This is a genomic window from Actinokineospora sp. UV203 (assembly GCF_056323665.1).
Window position 1 is genome coordinate 1,689,392 of record NZ_CM150484.1, and the last position, 26,698, is coordinate 1,716,089.

At 67.7% G+C, this 26,698-nt stretch carries 22 protein-coding genes and 1 pseudogene; 14 read left to right on the forward strand and 9 right to left on the reverse strand.

Features of this window, described 5'->3' with window-relative positions; genetic code table 11:
• Window positions 1–3: 3 nt before the first annotated feature.
• A pseudogene (locus tag ACUZ2Y_RS07590) lies at window positions 4–248 on the reverse strand (cytochrome P450); the annotation flags it as partial.
• Window positions 249–667: 419 nt separating this feature from the next.
• Between ACUZ2Y_RS07590 and ACUZ2Y_RS07595 the strand changes: the two are divergent.
• From ACUZ2Y_RS07595 to ACUZ2Y_RS07605, 3 genes are all read left to right on the forward strand, one after another.
• Window positions 668–1,312, forward strand: a complete 645-nt coding sequence (locus ACUZ2Y_RS07595; protein ID WP_476328304.1) for a tyrosine-type recombinase/integrase — start codon at window positions 668–670, stop codon at window positions 1,310–1,312.
• A gap of 50 nt (window positions 1,313–1,362) precedes the next feature.
• Window positions 1,363–2,537, forward strand: a protein-coding gene (locus ACUZ2Y_RS07600) for an IS3 family transposase (protein WP_476328306.1) whose coding sequence is annotated in 2 segments (ribosomal slippage) — window positions 1,363–1,621 and window positions 1,621–2,537 — 1,176 coding nt in all. Because the reading frame shifts where the segments join, the coding sequence is not laid out codon by codon here.
• Between the two features lie 2 nt (window positions 2,538–2,539).
• Window positions 2,540–2,818 (forward strand): tyrosine-type recombinase/integrase, encoded by a 279-nt coding sequence (locus ACUZ2Y_RS07605; protein ID WP_476331645.1) that lies wholly within the window; start codon window positions 2,540–2,542, stop codon window positions 2,816–2,818.
• Window positions 2,819–2,959: 141 nt separating this feature from the next.
• On the opposite strand, the gene ACUZ2Y_RS07610 is transcribed toward ACUZ2Y_RS07605, so the two are convergent.
• From ACUZ2Y_RS07610 to ACUZ2Y_RS07620, 3 genes are read right to left on the reverse strand one after another with little or no spacing between them, the layout of a single operon-like run.
• Window positions 2,960–5,512, reverse strand: coding sequence for a tetratricopeptide repeat protein (locus tag ACUZ2Y_RS07610; protein ID WP_476328308.1), 2,553 nt, complete (start codon window positions 5,510–5,512; stop codon window positions 2,960–2,962).
• A 10-nt stretch (window positions 5,513–5,522) separates the two neighbouring features.
• Window positions 5,523–6,692, reverse strand: coding sequence for a 5'-methylthioadenosine/S-adenosylhomocysteine nucleosidase (locus ACUZ2Y_RS07615; RefSeq protein ID WP_476328310.1), 1,170 nt, complete (start codon window positions 6,690–6,692; stop codon window positions 5,523–5,525).
• Window positions 6,689–7,432, reverse strand: coding sequence for an NUDIX hydrolase (locus tag ACUZ2Y_RS07620; protein ID WP_476328312.1), 744 nt, complete (start codon window positions 7,430–7,432; stop codon window positions 6,689–6,691). Before ACUZ2Y_RS07620 ends, ACUZ2Y_RS07615 begins: the two co-directional genes overlap by 4 nt.
• A gap of 93 nt (window positions 7,433–7,525) precedes the next feature.
• Here ACUZ2Y_RS07620 and ACUZ2Y_RS07625 point away from each other — a divergent pair, with 93 nt between their 5' ends.
• From ACUZ2Y_RS07625 to ACUZ2Y_RS07650, 6 genes are all read left to right on the forward strand, one after another.
• The gene (locus ACUZ2Y_RS07625; protein ID WP_476328314.1) at window positions 7,526–7,681 is read left to right on the forward strand and encodes a hypothetical protein; all 156 of its coding nucleotides are present in this window, start codon (window positions 7,526–7,528) and stop codon (window positions 7,679–7,681) included.
• Window positions 7,668–9,377, forward strand: coding sequence for an nSTAND1 domain-containing NTPase (locus ACUZ2Y_RS07630; RefSeq protein WP_476328316.1), 1,710 nt, complete (start codon window positions 7,668–7,670; stop codon window positions 9,375–9,377). Before ACUZ2Y_RS07625 ends, ACUZ2Y_RS07630 begins: the two co-directional genes overlap by 14 nt.
• Window positions 9,378–10,091: 714 nt before the next feature.
• On the forward strand, window positions 10,092–10,364 hold the full coding sequence (locus ACUZ2Y_RS07635) for a hypothetical protein (RefSeq protein ID WP_476328318.1): 273 nt from the start codon (window positions 10,092–10,094) through the stop codon (window positions 10,362–10,364).
• 144 nt (window positions 10,365–10,508) lie between these two features.
• Entirely contained in the window at window positions 10,509–10,898 is a 390-nt protein-coding gene (locus ACUZ2Y_RS07640; RefSeq protein ID WP_476328320.1) for a hypothetical protein, read from the forward strand.
• A 553-nt stretch (window positions 10,899–11,451) separates the two neighbouring features.
• Window positions 11,452–13,062 (forward strand): LuxR C-terminal-related transcriptional regulator, encoded by a 1,611-nt coding sequence (locus ACUZ2Y_RS07645; RefSeq protein WP_476328322.1) that lies wholly within the window; start codon window positions 11,452–11,454, stop codon window positions 13,060–13,062.
• Window positions 13,063–13,196: 134 nt separating this feature from the next.
• The gene (locus tag ACUZ2Y_RS07650; RefSeq protein ID WP_476328324.1) at window positions 13,197–14,036 is read left to right on the forward strand and encodes an alpha/beta fold hydrolase; all 840 of its coding nucleotides are present in this window, start codon (window positions 13,197–13,199) and stop codon (window positions 14,034–14,036) included.
• Between the two features lie 76 nt (window positions 14,037–14,112).
• Here the strand turns inward: ACUZ2Y_RS07650 and ACUZ2Y_RS07655 are convergent, their stop codons facing one another.
• The 3 genes from ACUZ2Y_RS07655 to ACUZ2Y_RS07665 all read right to left on the reverse strand — a co-directional run bounded on the left by ACUZ2Y_RS07655 (window position 14,113) and on the right by ACUZ2Y_RS07665 (window position 17,437).
• Window positions 14,113–14,385 (reverse strand): MafI family immunity protein, encoded by a 273-nt coding sequence (locus ACUZ2Y_RS07655; protein WP_476331648.1) that lies wholly within the window; start codon window positions 14,383–14,385, stop codon window positions 14,113–14,115.
• 1 nt (window position 14,386) lies between these two features.
• Window positions 14,387–16,321 carry a S9 family peptidase gene (locus ACUZ2Y_RS07660; protein ID WP_476328326.1) on the reverse strand — a complete coding sequence of 645 codons (1,935 nt, stop codon included), beginning with the start codon at window positions 16,319–16,321 and terminating at the stop codon, window positions 14,387–14,389.
• 93 nt (window positions 16,322–16,414) lie between these two features.
• Window positions 16,415–17,437, reverse strand: coding sequence for a TerC family protein (locus ACUZ2Y_RS07665; protein ID WP_476328328.1), 1,023 nt, complete (start codon window positions 17,435–17,437; stop codon window positions 16,415–16,417).
• Window positions 17,438–17,705: 268 nt separating this feature from the next.
• Between ACUZ2Y_RS07665 and ACUZ2Y_RS07670 the strand changes: the two genes are divergently transcribed.
• From ACUZ2Y_RS07670 to ACUZ2Y_RS07680, 3 genes are all read left to right on the forward strand, one after another.
• Window positions 17,706–20,552, forward strand: a complete 2,847-nt coding sequence (locus ACUZ2Y_RS07670) for an alpha/beta fold hydrolase (protein WP_476328330.1) — start codon at window positions 17,706–17,708, stop codon at window positions 20,550–20,552.
• Entirely contained in the window at window positions 20,549–21,517 is a 969-nt protein-coding gene (locus tag ACUZ2Y_RS07675) for an ABC transporter permease (protein WP_476328332.1), read from the forward strand. The genes ACUZ2Y_RS07670 and ACUZ2Y_RS07675 overlap by 4 nt, the downstream gene beginning before the upstream one ends.
• Before the next feature lie 197 nt (window positions 21,518–21,714).
• Window positions 21,715–22,812: a J domain-containing protein gene (locus ACUZ2Y_RS07680; protein ID WP_476328334.1), complete on the forward strand. Its 1,098-nt coding sequence runs from the start codon at window positions 21,715–21,717 to the stop codon at window positions 22,810–22,812.
• 148 nt (window positions 22,813–22,960) lie between these two features.
• Here the strand turns inward: ACUZ2Y_RS07680 and ACUZ2Y_RS07685 are convergent, their stop codons facing one another.
• Together ACUZ2Y_RS07685 and ACUZ2Y_RS07690 are read right to left on the reverse strand one after the other, a co-directional pair.
• On the reverse strand, window positions 22,961–23,767 hold the full coding sequence (locus ACUZ2Y_RS07685; protein WP_476328336.1) for a hypothetical protein: 807 nt from the start codon (window positions 23,765–23,767) through the stop codon (window positions 22,961–22,963).
• Window positions 23,764–23,991 (reverse strand): hypothetical protein, encoded by a 228-nt coding sequence (locus ACUZ2Y_RS07690; RefSeq protein ID WP_312880510.1) that lies wholly within the window; start codon window positions 23,989–23,991, stop codon window positions 23,764–23,766. Before ACUZ2Y_RS07690 ends, ACUZ2Y_RS07685 begins: the two co-directional genes overlap by 4 nt.
• 287 nt (window positions 23,992–24,278) lie before the next feature.
• On the opposite strand from ACUZ2Y_RS07690, the gene ACUZ2Y_RS07695 reads away from it, so the two are divergent.
• Entirely contained in the window at window positions 24,279–25,523 is a 1,245-nt protein-coding gene (locus ACUZ2Y_RS07695) for an Rv0361 family membrane protein (RefSeq protein WP_476328339.1), read from the forward strand.
• A 22-nt stretch (window positions 25,524–25,545) separates the two neighbouring features.
• Entirely contained in the window at window positions 25,546–26,697 is a 1,152-nt protein-coding gene (locus ACUZ2Y_RS07700; RefSeq protein WP_476328341.1) for a TIR domain-containing protein, read from the forward strand.
• Window position 26,698 lies beyond the last annotated feature (1 nt).

The window sequence follows — 26,698 nt, forward strand, 5'->3', positions numbered from 1 at the left end:
GGGTCAGTCCGCGTTCAGCAGGACCGGCAGCGTGCGATGTCCGTTGGAGATGAAGGAATCGAGGTGCCCCAAGGCATCCGGCGAGGTCGCGAGGGTCATGTTCGGGACCGCTCGAACAGGGCGGGCAGGGCGATCGCCGCTTCCAGCCTGGCCAAGGGCGCGCCGAGGCAGTGGTGCACGCCGTGGCCGAACGCGACATGCGACTTGTCAGCGCGGGTGACGTCGAACGCGGCGGCGTCCTGTCCGTGCTGCCGCGAGTAGCAACACTGCAACCACTCGTCGATGCGTACGCCATGGATGGATGTAGCCGACGCAGAAGGATGTTGCCCTGCGGATGCCGACGTGGGTCGCATCCACCAAGATGGGGGCTGGCGTGCGATGGCGGGATCGGCCAAGGCCGCGTCAACCACGCGCACCTCGACGAGCTCGGTCACCACGTACATCCACGAGCCCATCCCAAACTGGCCTGCGTCCACGTCGGTGTGGTGATGTCGTTTGATGTTCAACGCTGTTACGCGTTCGATGACTTCTGTGAACGCACTCTCATGCCGCATGGCGCGCGGCTGAGTTAGCGCACGCTCATGCCGCAGCGGGGTCGCTGATCACGTGGACCGGGTTCACCGTCGTGGACATGACTAATTCAGGCGTTCCACCCGACAGTGACGTCGTGTTGAGGTTGGCGTGCTCGGCCTACCTGGCCCGGTTCACCGGCACCTCGCGGACGCATACCGAGTCCGACCTGCGGATTTACCTGACCTGGTGCAGCGAGCACCAATTCGCTCCGCTGGACATGGCACGTGCGGATGTGGAGCGATATGTGCGGTGGATGCAGGAGATCCGAAGATTCAAGCCCTCCACCGTGTCACGCAGGATGGCCGTAGTCACCGGCTTCTACCGCACCTGTGTCATCGACTCGGTGCTGCAGCACTCACCGGCCGACTACGTCCGCAGACCGGAAGTCGCGAACGAGTCACCGACCCTGGGCTTGTCGCACCTGCAATTCGAGGCACTGCTCACCGCGGCACGCGACTCCACTAACCTCTTCGACTTCGCCCTGGTCGCGATGCTCGGCTTGCTCGGGCTACGGATCTTCGAAGCCTGCGGCGCCGACATCACCGACATCGGTGAGGAACACGGACACCGCGTTCTGCGAGTGGTCGGCAAGGGCACCAAAGTCGCTCTCGTACCGCTGCCGCCCGCAGTCGGCCGGGCTCTCGACCGGGCTGTGGGCGACCGGACCACCGGGGCGATTCTGCTCAACCGGCGAGCACATCGCATGGACCGCCACTGCGCCACACTGAGGAGCCCCTGAGTTTCCGGACAGCTGACCTATTAAGGTCGGTCTGTACGGAAGGATGATCGATGGCAGAGAAGCGCAGGAAGTTCTCGCCCGAGTTTCGGGATGAGGCCGTGAAGATGGTGGTCAATTCACAGCCACCTCGTCCGGTCGCTCAGGTGGCGCGGGAACTCGGCGTAAATGAGGGCACCTTGGCGAATTGGGTTGCCCAGTACCGGCGGAAGCATCCGGTCGACGAGGAGCCTTTGACCGTGAGCGAACGCGCTCGGTTGCGTGAACTCGAACGCGAGAACCAGGAGCTGCGGATGCGTACCGAGTTCCTGGGAAAAGCGGCGGCCTTCTTCGCCCAGGAATATCGGTGACCTCGAAGTACGAGTTCATCGACGGCGAGAAGGACAGCTATCCGATCAGCAGGATGTGTGCCTGGATGTCGGTTTCCCGCGCGGGATTCTACGAATGGAGAAATCGCCCCGAAAGCGCGACCTCGACGCGCAGGCGAGCCCTGCAAGACATGATCACCGCGGTGTTCGACGCGAACCACCATGTCTACGGGCACCGCCGGGTGCACGCCGTCCTGGCCCGCTCCGGCGTCCAGGTCAGCCAGGAGCTGGTGCGGGCGTTGATGCGCGAGTCGGGGCTGGTCACCAGGCAGCCGAAGCCGTGGCGGCCGTCCACTACCGAGGCCGGCACCGGCCAACGGATCCCCGACCTGGTCGCACGGGACTTCACCGCCGACGCGCCGGGAACGAAGCTGGTCGGCGACATCACGTATATCGCGACCGGCGAGGGGTTTCTCTATCTGGCGACGGTGATCGACTGCTACTCGAAAATGATCGTCGGATGGTCCATGGGCGATCACTACCGGACATCGCTGATCCGGGCCGCGCTCGATAATGCCGCCGTCACGATCACCATCGAGCGTGACTGCATTTTCCACTCCGACCGGGGTTCCAATTACACCTCTTACGACTACGCCGCCCATCTCACCGCCTTGGGAATGCGTCAATCGGTCGGCAGGACCGGTGTCTGCTGGGACAATGCGATGGCCGAATCGTTCTTCTCCGCACTGAAGAACGAATGGCTGCACCACATGACATTCGCCACACGAGCCGAAGCGCGCCAGGCCGTTGTCGCATACGTCGAAGGGTTCTACAATCGGACCCGACTCCACTCCGCAATCGGATACCGGACGCCACTTGAGGTCCACAACGATTTCCTCAATACCCAGCTCGCAGCATAGGAATCTCACCGACGAGCTGTCCGGAGAACGCGGGGCCCCTCACACGCAGACTCCAACGCCTCGCCGCGGTCTCGGTGGTTCGCCTGCCACGGATGCACCCCCACATGCTCCGCCACACCTTCGTCACCACCATGCTCGACGCGGGCGTCGACCTCCGCGACGTCCAAATCGCCGCACGCCACGCCGACCCACGAACCACCATGCGCTACGACCGAGCCCGCACCAACCTCGACCGACACCCCAACTACACCCTCGCCGCCTACATGGCCTCCGGCACCTAACGCACGGTCCTGCCGACAAGCGGATGTCGACGCGGGCAGCGGCTTCTAGGCATTGATTACACAACGAAAGTGTGTCGGCGAGTGTCGAACACTTCTAACCGACGGCGAGCAGATCTGGGTACGAGAGCTACCACAACAACGTTATTCCACGTCGCCTCGCCAGTACGCCAGGTTTTTACGCGTGCGCGAGATGTCGGGATCGTCGGGACCGAATACCCGCAACTGGTCGGCTAGCACCCGTTCGAACTCAGCGAGGGCCCCAGGAACTTCCCCGGAAATGGCCCGGAAGTGTGCCAGGTTGTGGCGTGTCACCAGGGTATCCCGATGGTCGGGACCGAGCACCCGCAACCGATCGGCCAGCAACAGTTCGTAGTCAGCCACGGCCCCTGCGACGTCACCCGCTGTCTCGCGCGCGCGTGCAAGAATACAGCGCGTAAGCAGGGTCTCGGGATGGTCAACACCGAATACCCGCGACTGTTCGACTAACACCCGTTCGTATTCGCCAATTGCATCAACTACATCACCCAACTTGCCTCGCCAGGATGCCAGGCAACTACGTGTGATGAGAACTTCGGGATGGTCTGGAGCGAGCATCCGTAACCGGTCGGTCAACAATAGTTCGTATTCGGTCACGGCTTGAGTGACATCACCCAATTCTCCTCGCCAGTGCGCAAGGCTACCGCGTGTGGTCAGGGTGTCGGGATGGTCAGGACCGAGCACCCGTAACTGGTCGGCTAACACCTGTTCGAACTCAGCGATAGCTCTAGCAACCTCCCCGAAAGTGGCTTGGAAGTGTGCCAGGTTGTGGCGCGTCGTCAGGGTGAAGGGATCCTCTGGACCGAGCACCCGCAGCCAGTCAGCCAGCAACCGTTCGTACTCGGTCATGGCTCCAGCGACATCACCCAATTCCCCTCGCCAGCGCGCAAGGCAGCCGCGCGTGCGCAAGGTGGCAGGATGACCGGCACCGAACACCCGCAACCGATCAGCCAGCAACCGTTCGTACTCGGTCATGGCTCCAGCGGCATCACCCAATTCCCCTCGCCAGCGCGCGAGGGCGTCGCGCGTACTGAAGGTGTCGGGATGATCGGACCCGAGCACCCGCAACTGATCAGCCAGCAACAGTTCGAGTTCTACCGAAGCCCCAGCCGTATCGCCCGCCATACCTCGCCAGTACGCCACCTCCATGCGACTGAAAAGAGTGTCAGGATGGTCCGATCCGTGATAGGCGTGGGCTTGGTCGATTAGGCCTTGAAAATAGCTGATGACGGAGTCTAAGAGTTGCGCGTCGCCCAGCGACCTTCCTGCTGTAAAAAGCACCGGGTGGCCCAAGGGGTGCCACAATGCGGATTGCGCATTATGGTTAAGGGTAGCGGTGGATGAACGAAGTGCCTGGACGAAGGCGTCGTTGGTGTCGATCTTCGGCCAAGCCTCGTCGACTGCGTCCGCGACGGTTCGTGCGAGCGTGGCGAATCGCTCAGGTTCTATGGTGTCGCGGGTCGCTTGTTGGACGAGCGCGTGGGCTTGAACGGCACGGGCGGGTTGCGTGGGGGCGAGGGTGATGAGGTTGAAGCGGTGCAGGCAGCTCAGCGCGTCGCCGATCGTGTCGTCGTCGATTTCTCGCTCCGCCACCGCGCTGAGGTGGCTGCGAATGGTGGAGGTGGTGAACACGGCGGCAGGGGTTCCTGCGGGGTCGAGCAGGCTGATGATGTTCAGCAGTGGGCGGGCCATCCCTTCGGGGTGAAGGGTGTCGGCACGTTCGATGGACAGTGACCAGGTTGCGGCGACGGTCTCTTGGTGCTCGTCGGGCAGTGTGTCAGGTGTGGGGAGTACCTGGGTGAGGGTTTTGCGGGCGGCTAGGCGGTCAAGGTAGGTGTCGACGGTCAGCAGTGGTTTGTCGGCGATGAAGGCCGCGGCTTGCGCCAGCGCGAGTGGCAGATGCCCCAGTTGCGTGGCCAGCCGTCGAAGCGCGCCGTCGCCGCAGGTGGCTGTGGCGTGTTCGGGCAGTTTGGCCGACAGGTAGGCCATTGACTCAGCCTCGGTGAAGACGCTGACGTCGATGAGTTGCCGGTCGCCGCGACTCAAGGTGGAGTCGCGGCGGCGGGTGGTCACCAGCACTTGGCCGGAGGAGGTGTGTGGTGGCCATAGGCCGTTGAGGTCGCTGGGTTCTTGCACGTCGTCCAGCACGATCAGCCATCGTCTGGATGTGGCACCCAGCCATGCGAGCAGGCTGCGGGCGGCTTGTTCGGGTGGTTGTTGGGTGATCGTGGGGTTGGTGTCACGTAAGACTTCTGTCGCTGTGGTGGCGTAGGCGGCGATGACGGCGTCGCGGGTCACGGCGGTGATCCACACCACGAGGTCGGTGGCGTTGTCGCGCCAGGCAGCGTGCGCGTGCCGAGCCGCGAGCTGTGTTTTGCCGACTCCGCCGAGACCGGACAACACCACCCCGGGGGACCGTCCGGCAGAAGCGGATCCCTCCGTGGCATTTACGTCCAGCACCCGCTGTACTCGGTCTCCGGCGTCGCGGGGTTGAAAGCGGTCGGCCAGTGGCGGCGGGACGCCGACGCGGACTGGCCAGGTTACCGATGTGTGGGGTGTTACGACGTTGAGGATGTTGCCGTCGCCGATCTGCACGCCGATGTTGTCGTGGACGTCGGCGTATCGGGGCTGGCGGGGATGCTCGGGTAGCTGCGCCATGGGTGCGGGGCTAGTCGTTGAAGTTGAGGGTCATGGTGTTGCCGTCGCCGACCTGCACGCCCTTGTTGTCGTGGACATCGAGTACGTACTTGCCGGTCTCGGTCCCGTGCGGATCGACCAGTTCCAGCACCTTGCGGGCGGCGTCGACGAGTGCGGTGCCGGTGGCGGCCTCGGTGAGTGCGGCGGCGAGTTCGTCGCGATGGTCGCCGGGTGCCTGCAGGACCGAGTCGGTGTTCGCGGGGGCGTGGGATCGGCGCAGTGCTTTGGAGGTCGCGGTCTTCAGGCTCGCGTAGGCGTCTTTGACCGCTACGCTCGCGGTGTCTTTCGCTCCTGCGACGGCGCCCGCGGTCAACGCGGCTACGACCAGGTCCAGGGCTTCGATCACCGTTTTCACCTCTCCTCGATTCGACGGTGGTCGGTTGGCTGTGAGAATTTCTGCTGCCAGGGCGAGTGCGAACGCTGCCGCGTGGGCTGCGGCGATGGGTTGCCAGCCCGCGCTGTCAGCGGCGTGCTTGTGGCCATCGGCCTTGTCGCTGATGCCTCGGATGGCAAGCACCGGAAGGCTGTGGTTCAGGTGGCCTGCTTTGGCGACCCCGGCGCTTTCCATCTCGATGGCGGCGGCGTCGTTGTAGGTCGCGCGCAATTGTGTGGCGAGTGGGGTGGTGCGGGAGTTGAGGACGACCTCGCCGGCGGCGATCGGTTTGAAATGCACGTGTGGTCGTCGTTCGGGGGCGGACCGCAGGAGTTCCGTCCACGAGTCTTGCCTGGCGATATGGCGGGCGAGCTGGTCGAGTGTGTGCGGGGCTTCCCATGCTTGCGGGCGGGCGAGAAAGCCGCCGTCCTGGTCTTTGCCGCCGTGGTAGCTGTAGACCTTGGTCGCCACGACGACATCCCCCGGTTCGAGGTCGTCGTGGAGTGCTCCGGCGACGCCGACGAACAGCAACGCGTCGGGGGCGAACGTGGCCACGGCGCGTTCGGTGAGTATGGCCGCGGCCTGGTTCCCCGGGCCGGTGAGCGCGAGCACGATCGATCCGCGACCACCGGAGAGCCGTCCCACCTCGAACAGGGTCCCCGCCGGGTGCGTCTCGAGCCGGCGTTCGCTCAGCAGCGCGCGTACGGCCGCGTACTCCACCTCCAGCGCGGTCAGCACCACCACCGTCGGCCCGGACGTACTCGTCACCCGCCGTCACCCCTCCCGTGTGCTGCAGCACTCTGATTGTGCCCGCGCAGCAGTGGTGGGTGCAGCACATTCGCCCATCCGCGTCGATACAGCGCGGCCGGCCTGCCGCCGTCTCGGGTCGTTCGCTGCCCGGTGGGTTCGAGGAAACCGTCCACGCTGGTGGCTTTGCGGTGGAAATTGCGGGGGTCGAGTTCCTGCCCCCACACGATCTCGTAGGCCCGGCGCAGCTCGCTGATGGTGAACTCCGGAGGACAGAAGGCCACGCCGAGCGTCGTGTTCTCCAGCTTGCCACGGGCGCGTTCGACCGCATCGGCGATGAGTGTCCGGTGATCGAAGGCCAGTCGGTCGCCGTCGGCGAGGACGGTGTCAACTGGTTCCCAGCGTGCGGCGCGTGCGTCGCCTCCCGCGACGGGGATCGGCAGGTCGGGCATCAAGGCCAGGTAGCACACTGTCACCACCCGGCCCCGTGGATCACGACCCGGCGAACCGTAGGCACGCAACTGCTCCAGATGCAGCCGCTCGGCGGCCAGGCCGGTCTCCTCGGACAGTTCCCTGGCCGCGGCGGTGTCGAGATCTTCGTCCGCGGTGTCGATGAAGCCACCGGGTAGCGCCAGCTGACCACGGTAGGGCTCATTGGCTCTCTCGACGAGCAGGATCTGGAGCTGGTCCTCGCGCACGGTGAGAATCGCGAGATCGACGGCGAGAGCCACCTGCGGACGTCGTTTCAGGTCTTGTGCCACACCGGAAGACTAGCTTCTCGTCACGTTGACGACAAGTCGGATCGACCTCTAGTCTGGTGACACTTACCGTCAGATCGACGAAAAGAGTCATCGATGCGAACGTATCTGCCGATCTCGCTCGCCCTCAAACTCGCCGCGACCTTGCTCTTCATCGGGCTTTGCGGTGGCTTCTGCCTCGCCTCCACCTGGCTGGCCGCCGCAGGCACCTCAGGCAGCCACGAGGGTGTGGTCAGCCGTGCCGCGCGCTGAGAAGCCGCTAGAGCTGGACGGGTCCGCGCTGAGCACCTTCGCCGTCGATCTGCGCAAACTGCGGGCAGCAGCGGACAGTCCGCCGTACCGTGAATTGGCACAGCGCGCGCACTTCTCGGCTACCACCTTGTCTGACGCCGCCAGTGGGCGGCGGCTGCCCAGCCTCGCGGTGACGCTCGCCTATGTTCAGGCCTGCGGCGGTGATCGCGTCGAATGGGAACACAGGTGGCGCTCCGTCGTAACCGAGCTGAACACCGCGACTCCTGGCGACGACACCGACAGTGACACCGCACCCTACATAGGGCTCCGCGCATATGGCACCGAGGATGCCGGCCGTTTCTTCGGACGCGAACCGCTCGTCGACACCCTGCTCAGCCGCATCGCGACCCATCGATTCGCGGCCGTGATCGGCCCATCAGGCTCAGGCAAGACCTCGCTCCTTCGCGCCGGCCTCACTCCGAAGTTGACCGGAATCATCATCGCATTCACCCCAGGCGCTCACCCGCTACAGGCATGCGCTCGACAGCTCGCGGCGCTCGGCGATCACTCCGCAGGCGCCGCGCAACGTGAACAAGAGGCCACCGCCAAATCTCTGCGCCGGCAGATCGAGAATCTGATCGCCTCGCACCCCGCCGAGGACGAGGCTGTGATGATCGTCGATCAGTTCGAAGAGCTGTTCACCATGTGCCAGCGCGCCGAAGAACGATCGCGCTTCATCGCCCTGCTGCTGACCGCCGCCTCAGCGCAGGACAGCAGCATCCGCGTCGTGCTCGGCGTACGAGCCGACTTCGAGGTGCACGTCGCCACGTATCCCGAACTAGCCGAAATTCTTCAGTATTCCCGGGTCGCAGTCGATCCGATGACCATCGGCGAACTGCGCCAGGCGGTCATCCAACCGGCGATCCGAGCCCGATGCACGATCGAAACACCATTACTCACCACCGTCATCGCGCGCACCCATGGCCAGGCAGGCTCCCTGCCGTGGCTCTCAAACGCTCTTCTCGAAACATGGCGGCACCGCAGCGGCAACAACCTCACCCTCGCCGCATTTCAAGCCAGCGGCGAACTCGACGGCCTCCAGGCAAAAGCAGCGGAGGAAGTGTTCAGCACCCTTGGCGACCACGGGCAGGACATCGCCCGCGATATGTTCCAACGACTCACCGAACCCGCCGAAGGCATGGCCAGCACCACACGCACGGTCAGCCTCGACGAGCTCGACGACACCCCGGCCGTCAGCAACGTCGTCGAACTGTTCGTCCGGGCCCGTGTGCTCGTTGCCGACACCCATGGTCTCGAGCTCGCCCACAGCGCACTGGCCGGGGCGTGGCCACGCCTGACCGCATGGTTGAGCGAAGACCGCGAAGGGCAACGTATGCACCGGGAACTCACCAACGCGGCCGCAACGTGGCACCGATACGACCGCGACCCCAGCCTGCTCTTGCGCGGCACCCAGCTCACAGTCATCCAAGACTGGGCCCACGACCGAGGAAAACCCAACATCCGAGAGCAGTCCTACCTCAACGCCAGCGCCACCAACCACGAGGCAGGACCGCAAGCAACTCGCCGCGGACGGGAATTCGCCATCGTGCTCGTAACACTACTGATGATCCCGGCTCTCGCGCTGGCCGACAGCACCACGACTCCCTGCAACCCACCTCCCGACATCGCCGCGGTCGGGAACACTCCGATCGGCTAGTTGCGCGAGTTCCAAAAATAAAGACGGCAAACAGAGCTAAGCCGCCTGTTACCAACGGTGTTCACCATGTGGCACCTCCAATCGGGCGTTGCCCCGGATGAATCGTTCATTGTCCAGATGCTGGCAGAGAACCCAGGAACCCTCAGCAGGCCGTCCTAACGGACGCCGCCAACAGTCTCCGCGCAGTCCTCGGACTATGTTCTCCGCGCCGGGGCTACCGGAATGCGCGCGCCAGTCCTACCCAACTTGTCCCGCCCACCGATACAGGTCGCGCCACACGTGACCGTGCCCGCCAAGCCTGACAAACCGCGGCCGCCGCGTTCAGCCCACGTCGTAGACCACGAGGTGCGCCTTCGTCTCCGTCTCCCTCCCCGTCGGACCATTCGCCTATCGCAAAGAAACCACAGTTCAGCGACAAGCCTTGTTAGGAGTGAGTCAGCGTACCCAGTCAGCCGCTCATTGACCGGACGTTGATGTCCGGCGCGTGGCCCTCGGCGCCGGACAACCTCTTCGCAGTACTGATGTAGCCACACACCTCGCTGCCGACGAGCGACGTGCCAGCCGGAATCCCGGCACGGCCCCATGGAAAGGTAGGTGAACTCGTGAATTCACTAAAGACTTGACCCAGCCTTGGGGATCGCCACCGCGGCCGTCGACCAGGCCGGTGCGTGTACTGCGATCGGCCAGGCGCCCAATACGGTGGCGCGGTTCAGCTTGTACGCAGGGACGTTCTACAACGGCAGCCGCGTGACGTTCTACGGGTATGGCAACTGCAGCGCTGGCTACGGCGACAACGAAGGCCTCTACGACCTCCGATCATTCGGCTGGAGCGACCGGGCAGCGTCGCTGTGGACCTACAACAGCTGCGACATCCCGCTCTACGACTCGTGGAACTGCCCGAGCCAGGGCACCCGGGCCGGATGGTACGACCGCACCACGGACCTGGGCACGTGGCAGGACAGGGCCAGTTGCGTACTGGTCAGCTGAAGCCGACCGAGATGGCCTCCCCACTATGCGGGAGCGACATTTGACCAGCGCGCGAGCACCGCACCGCGACGTGACAACGTGCGCCAGACCGACGAGATTCCTGATATCGAACGAATGAACTAGCAGTCATACGAAGGGGAAGAAATGCGAAAATCGAAGCTGTTCCCGTTGGCAGCCCTGACGGCCGCGGTGTTGGCGGCCTCGGCTGTGGCGTCCGGAACCGGTGCCGCGGCGGAGGCGCAGCCCGAAGGGCAAAAGCCGACTGCTGCGTTCGGCCAGTGCACTGGGTCGTGGGTCGATGTCCACGACACCGTGGTTGCCAAGGCCCGACCCGATGCGGCGTCCCCGGCCATCTTCACAATCTATGGCGGGGAGACGTTCCCGTGCCGCAAGCTGGTCGTCGGTGCAGGCTATAACGCGTGCGGATACACCGGCATGAACGGCTGGATCCTGGTCCAGGACGGGATCAAGCGCCACAACGGTTATGCCGGGTGGTCAGGCTACATCCCCAGCGTCTGCACAAGCGACAGGTAGGAGTCACTCCCGGCAGGACCATGACTGGGACATCCGTGTGTGCGAGCGCCGTCGCCACCGCCGAGCAGTCCGGCCCACCGGACTGCTCGGCATTCCACGCCAAGCGCCTGGCTTTCTCAGCGCCGCTGCGAAACACCTCGACCAGCTCATCGCCGAGTTCAACCAAGACCAGGTCGATCACGGCCTGCGCGGCTGCTGCTCGAACTCATCGGCGAGGCTCGCACGCCCAAGGCGCTGCCAGTACTGGTAGACCAGCTCCACAATGACTACGAATGGCTGCGATCGTGGGCGGTGAACGGCCTGAAACTGCTCGACACCAAACCAACGCGGTACGAACTGGCGAAAGCGCGAGCCAACGGTCTCATCGACTGACCTTCGCGATCTGAACGCACTCTCATGCCGCGTAGCGTGCCGTCCGCTGAACGCTCGCTCTGCCGATGAGCGGGTTGGCCATCGCCAGCGTCCTGCCCTAAGTCGTACAGTCTGTGGAAGTCGGTTTCGCCGTGTCATCGACCCGAGACTGACAGTCTGCTGTGTGGCGACGGGGACGGTGGTGAACGAGAAGCCGGACATTCTGAGCCGGGCGCGGCAGGCTCACGGCGCACAGGACTGGGCCACTGCCGCGGCGCACTTCGACGCCGTCGCGGCCAAGCGACTCACCGCGGACGACCTTGCGGCGTACGCCGATGCCGTGTGGTGGCTTGGCCGCGTCGAGGACACCCTGCGGCTCGAGGCCGCTGCGTGCGAGGCCTTTCTGGCGGAATCTCGACCTGCCGAGGCTGCGTGGGCCGCCATCCTCATTGGCATCTTCCTTCTGGGACGGGGCGACGAGCCGCAGTGCGTAGGCTGGATCAGCAAGGCCGGGCGGCTGCTGGAAGATGTCCCGGAGTGCCGCGCGCATGGGTTCCTGCTGCACATGACCGAACTGGAGCCGAGTCTCCAGGCAGGGCGGCCGGGCGGGGCGGTGGACGCTGCACGCCGGATACAGGATCTCGGCCATCGGCTGGGCCAGCCTGAGGTAGTAGCCATGGGCCTCAACGGCGAAGGCCGCGCCCTGATCAGATCCGGCCAGGTAGTCGACGGGCTGAAACTGCTCGACGAGGCGATGGTCACCGTGCTGGACGGCCGGCTCTCCCCGTTCACGTCGGGCAGCCTCTACTGTCACACCATCGCGACCTGTCACGAGATCGCCGACATCCGCCGGATGACTCGTTGGGTCGACCTGACCGAGCGGTGGCTGGCCACCTTCCCCGCAGCGGTGTTGTTCGGGGGCCTGTGCGCGGTGCACCGGGCTCAGCTCCACCTGATCCGCGGCGAATGGAACGAGGCCGAGCGGACGGCGCTGCGGGTGACAGCCTCCCTCGACGCCAACCGGATCGACTACGCCGCGGAGGCGTGGTACGTCGTCGCCGAAGCGCGCCGGTTGCGCGGCGACCCGAGCGCGACCGATGCGTACGACGAGGCGCACGCCCGTGGACGTGACCCGCAGCCGGGGCGGGCGCTGCTGCGGCTGCGGACGGGCGATCCCGGAGGTGCCGCGACGTCGGTGCGCGTGGCCGTGGCGGCGGCCGGCACTGACCCGCTTCGCCGCGCTCCACTGTGTGCTGCCGCGGTGGAGATCGCGATCGCTGCGGGGCGCCTCGATGACGCTGCTTCGGCCGCCTCCGAGATCGAGGCGACGGCGTCGACGTACACCACCTCTGGACTCGAGGCGATGGCCGCCGCGGCACGTGGCGCGGTGCTGCTGGCCGAGGACCGCGCCGAGGAGGCCCTCCCGGTGCTCCGCGACGCCTGCCGGCGCTGGCGAGAGCTCGGCGCGGCGTACGACGCCGCCGGCACGTGTGTCCTCCTCGCCGAGGCGTACCGGGCACTCGGCGACGAGGCGTCCGCAAGCGCGGAGGCCGCGCAAGCGGAGGCGACATACGAACGGCTGGGCGCACACCGGCCCGTGCCGAAGCCGCCCGATGGACTGACCCAGCGCGAGTGCGAAGTGCTGGCTTTGGTGGCGGCCGGCCGCTCCAACCGGGAGATCGGCGAGACGCTCTTCATCAGCGACCGCACGGTCGCCCGGCATCTGACGAACATCTTCCACAAGATCAGTGTCACCTCCCGGACCCAGGCCGCGCGCTACGCAATCGACAACGGGCTGACAGCCACCGAGTGAGACGACTACGCACAACCGCGTAGGACCGCCGCGGCGGGTTGGTCAATCGCACCGATGCCCGGGTGCCGCACCGCTGCCTAGCGTCAGGTGGACGCGCCGAACAACGGCGCAATGATCGTTCAGGAGAGATCACCATGACTGAGCAGCGCATCCACCGAGCGGTCTCCGACGACGGCACCGAGATCGCCGGACGAGTACGGGGAGAGGGACCGCCGCTGGTCCTGGTCCACGGCGGGATCGGGGACGGCGAGGTCGCCTGGGAGGCACTGCTGCCCCAGCTCACCGACCGGTTCACCTGCTATCTGCCGAGCACCCGGGGCCGCGGACTTTCGGCTGACAACCCGGACCATTCGCCGCCGCGTCTGGAAGAGGATGTGACGGCGTTCGTCGACAGCATCGGCGAGCCGGTCTACCTGGTCGGCTGGTCGGGCAGCGGGGCGTGGGTGCTCGGCGCGGCGGCGCGCAGTGACTCTGTCGCCGCCGTGGCCGCGTACGAGCCAGGCCTGATCTCGGTCATGGGAGAGGACGACCTCGCCCGGACCTTCGCCACTATGGAGCAGATGGGTGCGGCGGCCGCCGCCGGCCGGCTCGTCGATGCGGTGCGCGCATTCGCCCCGTGGATCTGCACCGACGAGGAGATCGCCGCCTTGGAGCACACGAACTTCTTCGAACGGTGGGCGGGCGGAGTACCGGCGATGCTCCGGTTCGTCCAGCACGACGCGTCATATGAGGGGCCACGGTCAACTGACCCCGAGGCGCTGGCGCTGATCACTGCACCGGTGCTGCTCCTGCTGGGTCGGCAAACCCGACTCGACACCTTCTTCACCGCTTCGGCGCGGTTCATCGCCCAGCACGTCGCCGACCCGCAGCTTTGGGAGTTGCCGGGCCTCGGACACTTCGCGCCGGTGCTCGCACCACAGTCTGTCGCCGAGGAGTTGATCACCTTCTTCGAGTCGGCCCGGCAACCGGCCTAACCTCGTCCGCGGCGCCGCGACAAACCGCACTCATCTGCCGCATAGCGCACACATGCCGATGACTGAGCGACCGCTCTCAGCGTTCCGGGCAGAACGTCAGGGCTCGGGAAACGTGGTCATCCATCTGCATACGGTCGGCGAGAGCGAGCATGTCGACACGTTCGTCGGCCGTGACCGGCTGCTCGTCCTCGCTGAGCGCATAAGCGATCTGGTCCAGAGCGAGGCCCAGTTCGTTCGCATCGAGGAACTCGGTTATCCAGGTGAGGTCCTTCTCAGGGAGCCGGTCGCTCAGCCGGATCGTGAGTCCGCGCAGGAGGCCGGTGATCTCCTCGAAGTACGAAGCGTCGATGTCACAAGTGCCTGCCGAACCACTCCAGCACCGCGTCGAAGCGCTGCTTGCGGTGGCGGGGCTGGCCGGAGCGGGTCAGTTCGTGGCCCTCTCCCGGGAAGATCAGCATCTCCGCCGGAACCCCGTTGCGGCGCAACCGCACAAACAGCCTCTGCGCCTGCTCCAGCGGGCAACGGTAGTCGTGTTCGGAGTGGACCAGGACGATCGGCAGGTCGATCTTGGCCGCGTGCGTCAACGGGCTCATCGCCTTGAGGGCGTCGGGGTCTGTGCCGCAGTAGGCCTCGGCGAACCACCAGCCGATGTCCGAGGTGCCCTCGAAAGACTCCCACGAGTTCAGCGCGCGCTCGCTCCACGCCGCCTTGAACCGTGCCCCGTGGTGCGCGGCGAGCCAGCTGGTCATCCAGCCGCCGTAGGAGCCGCCCATCACACCGACCCGGCCCGCGTCGAGATCCGGGCGTTCCAGGACCGCGTCGAGGACCGACAGGACGTCGTCGACGTCGACGGTTCCCATCGCGCCGACGATGGCGCGGCCGTGGGCCTGGCCGTACCCGGCTGAGCCGCGCGGGTTGGGCAGGACCACCGCATATCCCGCGGCGGCGTATACCTGGGCTTCGTCGTACAAACCCCAGCCGTGGTACATGAACGGGCCGCCGTGCACCGCGAGGAGAACCGGGTGTGGGCCTTCGCCCTCCGGCAGCACGAGCCAGCCGTGGGTGGCGTACCCGTCAGGGGCGGAGGCCTTGACCTCGATGAGGGGGCGCACCCCGGAAGCGCGGAGCGGGCCGGAGAAGTCGGTGAGGGCACAGGTTTCGTCGCCGGTCACCAACACGACCTCGCCCGCCGAGTCCCAAGTGGACAGTGAGACGACGACCCGGTCGCCGTCCGCGGCGAATCCCTTGACCACAGCTTCGTGTCCGGTGACCAGGGTCAGCTCCGAGAGCGTCGCCTCGGCCGCACCGGTGGCGACCCGGCGCAGTTCCACCGCGCCCTGGTTGCGCACACCGACCAGCACGCCGCCCTCGGTCACCAGCGGCTTGCCCGCGGCGACCTCGCAGTCGACGGTCTCCGGGTCGGTCAGCCTGCGCGGTTCGCCCGGCACGCCGTCCAGCCGGAGCGGAACCGCCCACAGCCCGGTGTTGTTGGCGACCGCGGCCGTCCCGGCGAACGCCTCACCGAGGTAGACGACCATGCCGTCGTCGGTGACCACCGGGTGGTTCGCGGAACCGGCGCCGCGGGCGAGCAGGATCGGGCTACCGCCCTCGGCGGGCACCGCCCACAGGTCGACGTTGATGGTGTCCTCGACGCCCCAGTCCCGCTTGGCGCCGACGACGAGGTGTTCCCCGGACGGCGTCCACGCGGGCTCCGCGGGCTCCGCGGTGCCCTCGGTCAGCACGACCGGCTTGCCGTCCGAGTCGGCACTGTCCATGACGAACAGCTGGACCGGGCGGTCGGCCAGGTAGCCGCTGTCGTCGAACCGGTAGTCCAGCCGGTCGATCCACCGGGGCGCCTCGGACGCCGGATCCGGCGTGCCGTCCGGCCCGTCGGCTCCATAGCGGCTCGGGTCGGGGACGCGCGCGGTGAAGGCGATTCGCCGGGAGTCGGGCGCCCACACCGGGGTGCCCGCGCCCAGCGGCAGATCGGTGACCTGCCGCGCCTCGCCGCCGTCGACCGGGATCACATAGACCTGCGGCTTGACACCGGGCCCCGTGCTGCGCAGAAACGCGACCTGACTGCCGTCCGGCGAGATCGCCGGGGCGACGTCGCGGAAGCCCTGGGTGAATTCCCGGGATTCCCCGCCGTCGATCGGAATCCGGCGCAGCCCGCCGAGGTAGGAGTTCGCCTCGAGATCCGGGGTCGAGACTCCTACCAGCAGCAAGTCGCCACGCATCGCGGGCACGCCTGGCGCCGCGAGCAGGTCAATGTCTTCTGGACGCACCAACCGACCGTACCGGACAGTCACCTGGCCGACGGACGATTGATTATTCCCATACCCGCCACAGAAATATGGGAGCAGCTATTAAGCCCGTTCTCAGTGCTTCTGTGCGGCGGGCTCAGTCAGGTCCGAATCGTCCTCGGCGTCATTCGCTTCCGTCTTGCGCGATTTGATGAGGCTCGCGACGGTCGTGATGACCAGGACACCCACGATGACCGACAGCGAGACCTGGATGCCGATGGTCGGGACGTTCAGCGGCTCGCCGCCGTTGATGAACGGCAGCGTGTTGGTGTGCAGCGCCTCGAGCACCAGCTTGACGCCGATGAAGCCGAGGATGACCGCGAGGCCCACCGACAGGTACACCAGCTTGCGCAGCAGGCCACCCAGCAGGAAGTACAGCTGGCGCAACCCCATCAGCGCGAAGGCGTTGGCGGTGAAGACCAGGAACGGTTCCTTGGTGAGACCGAAGATGGCCGGGATCGAGTCGACCGCGAACAGCAGGTCGGCGGTGCCGATGGCGATCATGACGATGAACATCGGGGTCACGAACCGCTTGCCGTCGAGCCGCACGAACGACTTGGAGCCGTGGTACTGGTCGGTGACGGGGAAGAGCCTGCGGACGAACCTCGTCATCGCGTTCTCTTCGTATTCCTCGTCCTCGCCGAGACCCTGCCGCGACAGCTTCCAGGCGGTGTAGATGAGGAACAGGCCGAACAGGTAGAACACCCAGCTGAACCTGGCGATCGCCACCGCGCCGACGGCGATGAAGATGCCGCGCATGACCAGGGCGATCACGATGCCGACGAGCAGCACCCTGTGCTGGTGGATCTTCGGCACGGCGAACGCCGACATGATGATCAGGAAGATGAACAGGTTGTCGACCGAGAGCGAGTACTCGGTGATGTAGCCGGCGAAGAACTCACCCGCGTACGTCCCACCCGAGAAGGCCCAGATGGCACCGCCGAAGGCGACCGCGCAGCCGATGTAGAAGGCGACCCATCGGCTCGCTTCGCCGATGGTGACCTCGTGGGGTTTGCGGTCGACGATCAGCAGGTCGATCGCGAACAGGACGAGCAGGCCGCCGATCGTGGCGAACCAGGCCCAGGCAGGAACTGCCATTGATTTAACCTCCGGTGTACGGGCAAAACGCCGAGCACCGGAGGTCTCTTCCGCCGGACAACTCGTCCGACCGCCGGCCCCGGGTCCCCGAAGGGTCCGTGTTGACGACACCGGCGCGAAGGAATACTCCCCTCCGAGCACATACTGCGGTTGATTGTTCCTTGTCAGATCCCGACACACCAGCCGGGGTGGCTGTTCGGCACGTTGGGATTTGTCACAGCGGCGCTGCTGGGAACGCTCTCAGCAAGTCTGGAATACCTTCGTCAGCGTGCCCAGCTTTCCCCGAATCCGCCCGAGACAGGTGGCCACCGCCCTGCTCGTGGCCGCCGTCGCCGCCGCAGGCATCGTCTGGCTGAACCGGGGTGACCAGCCGCCCCCGGTGCAGACCCGCGAAGCCCTCCTGCCGCTGCCCGGCGGGCCCGGCGAGACCGCCCCGGTGTCCCTCGACACCACCCTCTACCTGCCCGAACGCACCCCGGCGCCCGCTGTGCTGGTCGCCCACGGGTTCGGCGGGAGCAAGCTGAGCGTCGACGCCGACGCGCGTGAACTCGCCCAGCGCGGCTTCGTCGTGCTGACGTGGTCGGCGCGCGGCTTCGGCCGAAGCGGGGGGCGGATCGCGCTGAACTCCCCCGACCACGAGGTCGCCGACGCCCGCGGACTGGTCGACTGGCTGGCCACACAGCCCGAGGTCGTCCTCGACGGCGAAAATGACCCGAAAGTGGGAGTCACCGGCGGGTCCTACGGCGGCGCGCTGTCGCTGCTGCTCGCCGGGACCGACAAGCGGGTCGACGCGCTCGCCCCGGTGATCACCTACAACGACCTCAGCCAGGCGCTGGTGCCGAACTCGGCGACCGTCGGCGAGGTCGCCGGGTCGCCGTCGGCCAACGCATTCGCCGACGACGGGGTGTTCAAGCGGTCATGGGCAGGCATCTTCTTCGCCTCCGGCATGGGTGCCGCAGGCCTGGCGAACCCCTCCTCGGAAGCGACCGAGGCCGGCGACGAGGAATCCCGGGACTCGGGCGGGGCGGCGGCCCCGATCGACACCGGCAGGCCGGAGCGGATGCCGAGGCCCGACGACGGCAATCCGTGCGGTCGGTTCGTGGAGTCGGTGTGCCGCGCGTACGCGCAGGTCGCCACGACCGGGCGGGCCGACCAGGCGACGATCGACCTGATGCGGTCGGTCTCGCCGAGCTCGGTCACCAAGAACATCACCCAGCCGACGATGCTGGTGCAGGGCGAGCAGGACACCCTGTTCGGCCTCGACCAGGCCGACGCCACCGCGCGGCAGATCAGCGCGGCGGGCGGCAAGGTCAAGGTCGTCTGGTACACCGGCGGCCACGACGGCGGCAAGCCCGGCCCGGGCCTGCGCGGTGAGATCGCGAACTGGTTCGACTTCCACCTGCGCGGTCTCGGCGACGACCCCGGCACCCCCTTCGAGTACGCGGTGCAGGGCGCGCTGCGGGCCCAGGGCGCGCCGTCGGTGCGCACGGTCACCGCGAGCGGCTATCCCGGCCTGACCGGGGGCGCGGCCACCGAGCGCAGGCCCGTGCGGGTCGACGGGGTGGCGCAGACGGTCGTGAACCCGCCGGGCGGCAATCCGGCGTCGATCAGCAGCATGCCTGGGCTCGGCTCGGTCATCAGCGGCTCGGCCCGGCTCGCCGGCCGGGTGGCGATCGACCTGCCCGGCCAGTCCGCGCGGTTCGCCAGCCCGCCGCTCGACCAGCAGCTCCTGATCGCGGGGGCGTCGACGGTCAAGCTGCGCGTCTCGACGGTGCCGAACCTGCCCGCGCCGGATGGTGCGGTGCTGTTCGCCAAGCTCTACGACGTCGGTCCGGACGGTGTGCGGACGCTGCCTGGCTCGGCCGTGTCCGCCTTCCGCGTTCCGGGGCTGCCGACCGACGGCACGCCGGTCGAGGTGACGGTGGCGCTGCCGGGGATCGTGCGGCCGATCGAGACCGACCACCGGGTCGAGCTGGTCGTGACCACGACCGACCAGGCGTACGCGACGCCTTCGCGGGCCGCCGCCTACAAGGTCGAGGTGGCGCCGGACAGCTCGTTGCAGGTGCCCGTGGTCGCGGGCGCGCGGTCGAGTTCTGCTCCCCCGGCGGCGCCGCTGATCGGTATCGGGGTCGTCCTCGGCCTGGGGTTGATCGCCGGGATCGTCGGGATGATCCGCAGGCGCCGCGAGGACGACGTCGACGCCGCGCTGACCGATGTGCCGCTGGTGATCGAGAACCTGTCGAAGTCCTACCCGGGCGGGCTGCGGGCGGTCGACTCGCTGTCGTTCCGGGTCGAACGCGGGCAGGTCCTCGGTCTGCTGGGCCCGAACGGCGCGGGCAAGACGACGACGCTGCGGATGCTCATGGGGCTGATCTCGCCCAGCGACGGGCAGATCCGGGTGTTCGGCCACAAGATCCACTCCGGTGCGCCGGTGCTGTCCCGGATCGGGTCGTTCGTCGAGGGGGCGGGCTTCCTGCCGCACCTGTCCGGCCGGGCGAACCTGGAGCTGTACTGGGCGGCCACCGGGCGTCCCCTCGAGCGGGCGCACTTCGCGGAGGCGCTGGAGATCGCGGGGCTGGGCAACGCGGTCGAGCGCAAGGTCCGCACGTACAGCCAGGGCATGCGGCAGCGGCTGGCGATCGCCCAGGCGATGCTCGGGTTCCCGGACCTGATGGTGTTGGACGAGCCGACCAATGGGCTCGACCCGCCGCAGATCCACCAGATGCGCGACGTGCTGCGGCGCTACGCGGCCACCGGCCGCACGGTGCTGGTGTCGAGCCACCTGCTCGCCGAGGTGGAGCAGACCTGCGACCACGTCGTGGTGATGCACCGCGGCAAGCTGGTCGCGGCGGGCTCGGTCGACGAGATCGTGGCCGGTGGCGGCGAGGCGACGTTCCGGGTCGACGACCCGGAGGCGGCGGCCGAGGCGCTGCGCGGGGTCACCGGGGTCAACGCGGTGACCGTCGATGGGTCCCTGGTGCACGCGGACCTCGACGGGCTGCCGCGCTCCGAGGCGCTCAGTGTGCTGGTCAAGGCGGGGGTGGCGGTCGAGCAGGCGGGACCGCGCAGGCGCCTTGAGGACGTCTTCCTTGAGCTGGTCGGAGAGGGATCATGAACGAAAACGGCCACAAGGACGTTCCGGTGGTGGTTCACCCGAACGTGTCGACTGTGCACACCGACCCGGCCGCGATCGATGAGATGGCGGTCGCGGCGGGCAAGGAGTCCACGGCGTTCAGCCCGGACGGGTCGGTCAAGGGGTTCCGGCCGGGCCGCACGCTGCCGCTGCGGGTCGAGCTGGTCCGCCAGCTGCGACGGCGGCGTACCCAGTTCCTGCTGTCGTTCCTGGTGCTGCTGCCGTTCCTGTTGTGGGCGGCGTTCGAGTTCGGCTCGTCGGACAACGCCCGGCGCTCCGGCGGGTTCGTCGACCTGGCCACGGCCAGCGCGCCGAACTTCGTGGTGTTCATCCTGTTCGCCACGGGGAGCTTCCTGCTGCCGATGATCGTCGCCCTGTTCTTCGGCGACACCATCGCCTCGGAGGCGTCGTGGTCGAGCCTGAAGTACCTGCTGTCGATGCCGGTCCCCCGGCACCGGCTGCTGCGGCAGAAGGCGATCTCGTCGGGCCTGCTGTCACTGCTGTGCCTGGTGCTGCTGCCCGCGGTGGCGCTGGCGGTCGGGATCGTCTTCTACGGCACCGGTGAGGCGGTCAGCCCGACCGGCGACGCGGTGTCGTTCGAGAACTCGATGCTGGCGCTGGTGTTCTCGATCGCGTACATCTCGATCAACCTGCTGTGGGTGGCCGCGCTGGCTCTGTTCCTGTCGGTCACCACGGACGCGCCCCTGGGCGCGGTCGGCGGCACGGTGCTGGTGTCGATCCTGTCGCAGATCCTCGACCAGATCACCGCGCTCGGGGACCTGCGGGACTACCTGCCGACCCACTGGTCCTTCGCCTGGTCCGACCTGATCGCCACCGACATCGACTGGTCGAACATGACGAAGGGCGCCTTCTCGGCGATCACCTACGCGGCGGTGTTCTTCTTCCTGGCTTCCCGCCGGTTCCGCACCAAGGACATCACCAGCTGACCCGCGAGTCGCCCCGTCCAGCAAACGAGTCGCCCCGTCCGGCAAGTGATTTCGACATTCGCACCTGGTGGTTCAGCTCTACTCCACCCTCGAATGTCGAACTCGTTTGCCGGACGGGGCGACTCACTTGCCGGACGGGGCGACTCGCGGTGGGGTGTGCGGGCGACGGCGCGGGGAGAGTCTGAAATGATCGCGCTGTGGCGGAAGTCGACTACTACGAGCTACTCGGCGTTCGCAGGGACGCGTCGGCAGGCGAGATCAAGTCGGCGTATCGGGCGCTGGCGAAGGTCATGCACCCCGACGCGGGCGGGACGGCAGGGACGTTTCGTCTGCTGAAGACCGCGTACGAGACGCTGGCCGACTCCCGCAAGCGCGCGGAGTACGACCAGGGCGACCGAGAGCGGCCGACGCCGGAGGTGCCCAAGCCGCGGGCGCGCAGGCGGATGTACCGAGACGAGCCGGTGTTCACCCCGCGGGGCTGCGACCTCCCGCCCGCGTCGCTGTCGTGGTGGCACCTGACCAAACACCAGCCGCGCATCGGCTACGTGCGCACCCCGGGGCACGCCCCGGCCGCCGCCGCGCTGATCGGCACGGCGCTGCTGACGGTTCCGCTGCTGCTGCCGGGCGACCTGCCCACCGCCGTGCTGGTGTGCTGGCTCGCGCTGGTCGTGACCGCGCTGGTCGCGATGATCCGGCTGCTGCGTTCCTACCTGTCCGCGGCCCGGGCCAACCGGTCGGCGCTGGCGGAGTTCGGCGAGCGCACGGTGTTCGGGGTGGCCGACGACGAGCCGGTCGGTGAGCGGCTGACCAGTGAGATGCTGGTCAACTACCTGGCCAGGCTCCCCGGTGCCCGCGTGTTCCACGGACTGTCGCGCCCCGGGTCGGTGTTCGCCGACATCGAGCACGCCGTCCTCTGTGGACACCGACTGGTGCTGGTCGAGTCGAAGCTGTGGCTGCCCGGCCACTACGAGATCGACGACGACGGCTCCCTGTGGCGCAACGGCCACGCCTTCCGCGGCGGCACCACCAACCTGTTCGACGCCGTGGCGGCCTTCCAGGACCACCTGCCGGACGTCGACGTCCGCGGCGTCCTGCTGCTGTACCCCAACCGCCGCGGCCCACTGACCGCCGATGACGCACCGGGGCTGGGTGTGTCAGCCATGGTCCCCGACCAGTTCGTCCAAGACATCGGCGACTGGCTCTCGGTCGACTGCGCTTTGGTCGACCAGCGCATCCTGCGCAAGGTCCGCGCCCGCGTGGTCCGCGAACCCGACGCCGCTTCCGCCTCGGCTTAGTGCGTGCGCCGGCCGATCATCAACGCGGCCGAGTCGAGGGTGAGCATGTCGACTCCGGGGTCAAGGTTGAATGCGCGCGCCCGCCCAGGCCCTTTCCCTGGCGCGGTGGGCGATCTGGAAACGAAGCTGGGCAAGAGCCACGGCAGCCTTAGGCGCTGAGAGCGGGGCCCAGCGGTCCGAGCTGGTCGGCCACGCCCGCCTTCGCCGCCAGTTCCACCAACCGCTTGCGCTGGTCCGGTGTCAACGCGTTCACCGCCGTCGCGAGTCGGCTCAGGCCCGCATCGTCCAACGCTGCCAGCACCGGCAGGACATCATCGCCGAGTTCGTCCACCGTCGAGGCGTCCGCGCTGATCACCACGTCCAGCACTTCCGGGATCCGTGAGTCCGGGATCATCGCGAAGATCGTCGCGAACCGGTCGTCGTTCTCGCTGTACACCGCCGTGCGGAGGATCGCGTCGGCGTCCAGTTCCCGGACGACCACGCGGAGGGTCGCGTCGGGCAGTTCGCCGATGAGCCGGCCCATGCTGACGAAGTCGCCGCGGCCGGTCAGCTCCGCGCCGACCTCGACGACCTTCGCCGCGGGCAGTGCCGCCAGCACCCCGGCCGCCCGGCGCGGGTCCAGTTCGGTGGCGACGTCGGCGAGGAACTCGACCGGGAGTCGGCCCGCCATCTCGACCGCCCGCTCCGGCTCGAGGACGCCGGCGATCCGCGCGCACAGCAGCGGGCCGAACGACTTCTGCGCGACGGCGGTGGTCACCGCGACCGGGACGAGTTTGCTCGCCGCGGCGATGCGTTCGAACATGCCGCGGTTGGCGCCGAAGAGGACGTCGGTGGCGCGTTCGCGGATGATCCGCAGGTCTTCGAGCGGCAGGTCCGCGAGGTAGGAGAAACGCTCGGGTTCGTCGCCGAGGAGCCTGGCCAGCTTGACGAGCTCCGCGCGGATCTTGGCGCTCACAGGCCGATCACCTTGCGGACCAGCGGCCGGACCAGCCGGGGCACCTGCTTGAGCGAGTCGTCGGCCGCCTTCGCCAGACTCTCGCGCTGGCGCCTGCGCGCGTCGCGCAGGGCGGCGGTGAGATCTCCCAACGCCTCCGCGTCGAGCGCCTCGACCCTGGCGGGCAGCTCCGAGCGGAACTGCGCGCGCAGTTCCGCCACCACCTCGTCACCCTGTCGCGTCACGCGAACCTCCCGTTCATCCGGCTCCACGTTAAGTCATCGTCCGTCGCACGCGGTGGCACCGCTCCGACGTTACTTAGAGCTACATCTCAGTTCCGGGCCGCCCTTGTGTCACGTGCCCACCGGAAATCACGGACAGTTGTCACAACCGCCTCCAACCTGCTACCCACCCATCACAGAGGGACACATAGGCGTTTGCAGTAGGGCCATAGGTCCCTGTCCTCGAGTCCATCAGGCACATACCGTGCGGACACTTCCGCATCACAGCCAGTGAACGTGAGACGCCCGAGATGCACGTATTCATCAGCTACTCAAGACGAGACCAGGCTTCGATCACCCAACTGCGAGCGGATTTCGAACGACTAGGCCACCAGGTGTGGTTCGACCGCGAGAGCCACGGCGGACAACGGTGGTGGGACGAGGTCCTGCACCACGTCCGCAGCTGTGTCGTGTTCGTCTTCGCCCTGTCCCCCGACTCCATCCGCTCGACGGCCTGCCTCGCCGAGCTGCGCTACGCCGCGGCGCTGCGGCGGCCGATCATGCCGGTGATCGTGAGCCGCGTGCCCCGCGCCGATATCCCCGAGGGCCTCGGCGCGGGCGCCGTCGACTACACCGAGCGGTCCGCGGAGACCGCGATCGCCCTGCTAAAGGCCTTCAACGCGCTGCCCATGGCCAAACCCCTGGCCTCCCGCCTGCCCCAGGAGCCCGAGATCCCCGCGACCTACCTGCACGCCTACCTCGACCGCATCGACGCCGATGAACTGGCCGAGACGGAGCAGGTCGAGCTGCTCGACCAGCTGCGGACGCGGCTCACCGACACCGACGAGCGGCCGGAGGTGTGGAACCTGCTGGTGCGGCTGCGCGGCAGGCCGGGCCTGACCCGGCCGGTCGCCGACGCGATCGAGGACCTGCTCTCGCCCGGCTGGCAGCCCGACCCGCAGGGCCGGTTCGAGGCGCGCTACTGGGACGGCCAGGCGTGGACGACGCTGGTCGTGCAGAACGGCCAGGAGTTCGACGACCGCGGCAGGCCGCCGCGGGTGGACGTGGAGCCGCGCAGGCCCGCCGACGTAACCGAGCTCCTGCCCCGCACGGTCGCCGCGCGCGGTCCGGACGGCCCGGCGGGCAGTCCGAGGCGCAAGAAGACGTTCCCATGGCTGGTCGGCGCCGGTGTCGTCCTGGTGGCGGGCGGGATCGCGGGTGGGCTGATGCTGCTCGGCGGCACCGGACCGGACCCCGGTTCGGCGGTGCACGTGGCACGAAAATTCGTCGACGCGGTCAACACACGCGATGATCAAGCCATGCAGCAGTATGTGTGCACGGCAGACTTGGAGAAGAACCGTCACCTGTATGGCGCGTTCTTCGACACCGCCAATATCACCCTGGAGAGTGTCGACGCCGACGGAGATGAGCCCAGATTCACTATTCTCGCTGCTCGTACCGTCGGCAACTCGTCGGTAACATTGAGCATCCCGCTGGCCGACCAGAACGGCGAATGGCGGGTATGTGACATCGACAAGGCGCTCAACGGGCGCTGACGGAGCTTCGGGCGGAGTGGACATGCAGGTGTTCATCAGCCATGCGGCCCCGGATCGTGACGTCGCCGCCAGGTTGCGCGCCGATCTGGCCGCCATGGGCAGGCAGGTCACCATCGACGGCGGCGAACCCAATGGGCCACGCTGGTGGGACGGCGTGCTGGCACGGATCGAGCGGTGCGAGGCGTTCCTGTTCGTCCTGTCGCCCACGTCGCTGCGCTCGCCGGGCTGCATGGCGGAGCTGCGCTACGCGCAGCAGCTGCGCAGGCCGATCCTCACTGTGCGGACCCAGTCGATGCCGGTGCCCGCCGACCTCGCGGGCACCGGCCTCTACGACCCGGCCATCGCGGGTGCCGACCGGGTGCGCCTGCTGCGGGCCGCGATGCTCACCCTGCCCGCGGCGGCGCCGCTGCCGGTGACGCTGGCGCCGCGCCCGCTGATCCCCTACTTCGACGGCTACCGGGCCCAGCTCGAGCAGCCCAAGCTCGACCGGTCGGCGCAGCACGAGATGCTCGGTGAACTCCGCCGACGCCTGCGCGAGGAGACCGACCGCACCGCGGTGTGGAGCCTGCTGGTACGCCTGCGGGCGCGCCCCGACGTGGCCCCCGGGGTCGCGGAGGAACTGGAGAAGCTGCTCACGCCGGGCTGGCGGCCGGACCCGGAGGGCCGGGTCGAACGGCGCTACTGGGACGGTCAGGCCTGGACCACGCTGGTGCGCCACGACGGCCGGGAGTTCAACGAGCGCCGCGTCCCGCCCCCGGAGGCGACGTGGTCGGACAAGGCGGCGGCCGTCCCGAGTGCGGCACCGCGCCGCGACCGGCGCCTGCGGCTGGTCGCGGCGGGCGGTGTGGCCGTGGCGGGCATCGCGGCGGCCGCGTACTTCCTGGTCGACCAGGAACCCGCGAACCCGCCGATCACCACCGCCCGGGTGTTCGTCGACGCGATCAACGTCCAGGACAACAACGCCCTGGCCGGGGTCACGTGCGAACGCGACCACGACCGGAGCGACCAGCTGTTCTTGGCGGGTGGCTTCCGGCTGACGCTGGAGAGCGTCGACCCGGACGCCGACCCGCCGAACTTCACCGTGCTGGCCACCGACCTGGGCTCCGGCGGCGTCGACCGCCGGACGTACCCGCTGATCAAGGAGTCCGGCGAGTGGCGCGTCTGCGCCCTGTGAT

Bases quoted from the DNA above. Each gene is read 5' to 3' on its own strand.
- ACUZ2Y_RS07650 (WP_476328324.1), top strand. From the start codon at position 13,197: ATGACTGAGCAGCGCATCCACCGAGCGGTCTCCGACGACGGCACCGAG.
- ACUZ2Y_RS07610 (WP_476328308.1), bottom strand. From the start codon at position 5,512: ATGGCGCAGCTACCCGAGCATCCCCGCCAGCCCCGATACGCCGACGTC.
- ACUZ2Y_RS07700 (WP_476328341.1), top strand. From the start codon at position 25,546: ATGCAGGTGTTCATCAGCCATGCGGCCCCGGATCGTGACGTCGCCGCC.
- ACUZ2Y_RS07640 (WP_476328320.1), top strand. From the start codon at position 10,509: ATGCGAAAATCGAAGCTGTTCCCGTTGGCAGCCCTGACGGCCGCGGTG.
- ACUZ2Y_RS07675 (WP_476328332.1), top strand. From the start codon at position 20,549: ATGAACGAAAACGGCCACAAGGACGTTCCGGTGGTGGTTCACCCGAAC.
- ACUZ2Y_RS07665 (WP_476328328.1), bottom strand. From the start codon at position 17,437: ATGGCAGTTCCTGCCTGGGCCTGGTTCGCCACGATCGGCGGCCTGCTC.
- ACUZ2Y_RS07695 (WP_476328339.1), top strand. From the start codon at position 24,279: ATGCACGTATTCATCAGCTACTCAAGACGAGACCAGGCTTCGATCACC.
- ACUZ2Y_RS07625 (WP_476328314.1), top strand. From the start codon at position 7,526: ATGCGAACGTATCTGCCGATCTCGCTCGCCCTCAAACTCGCCGCGACC.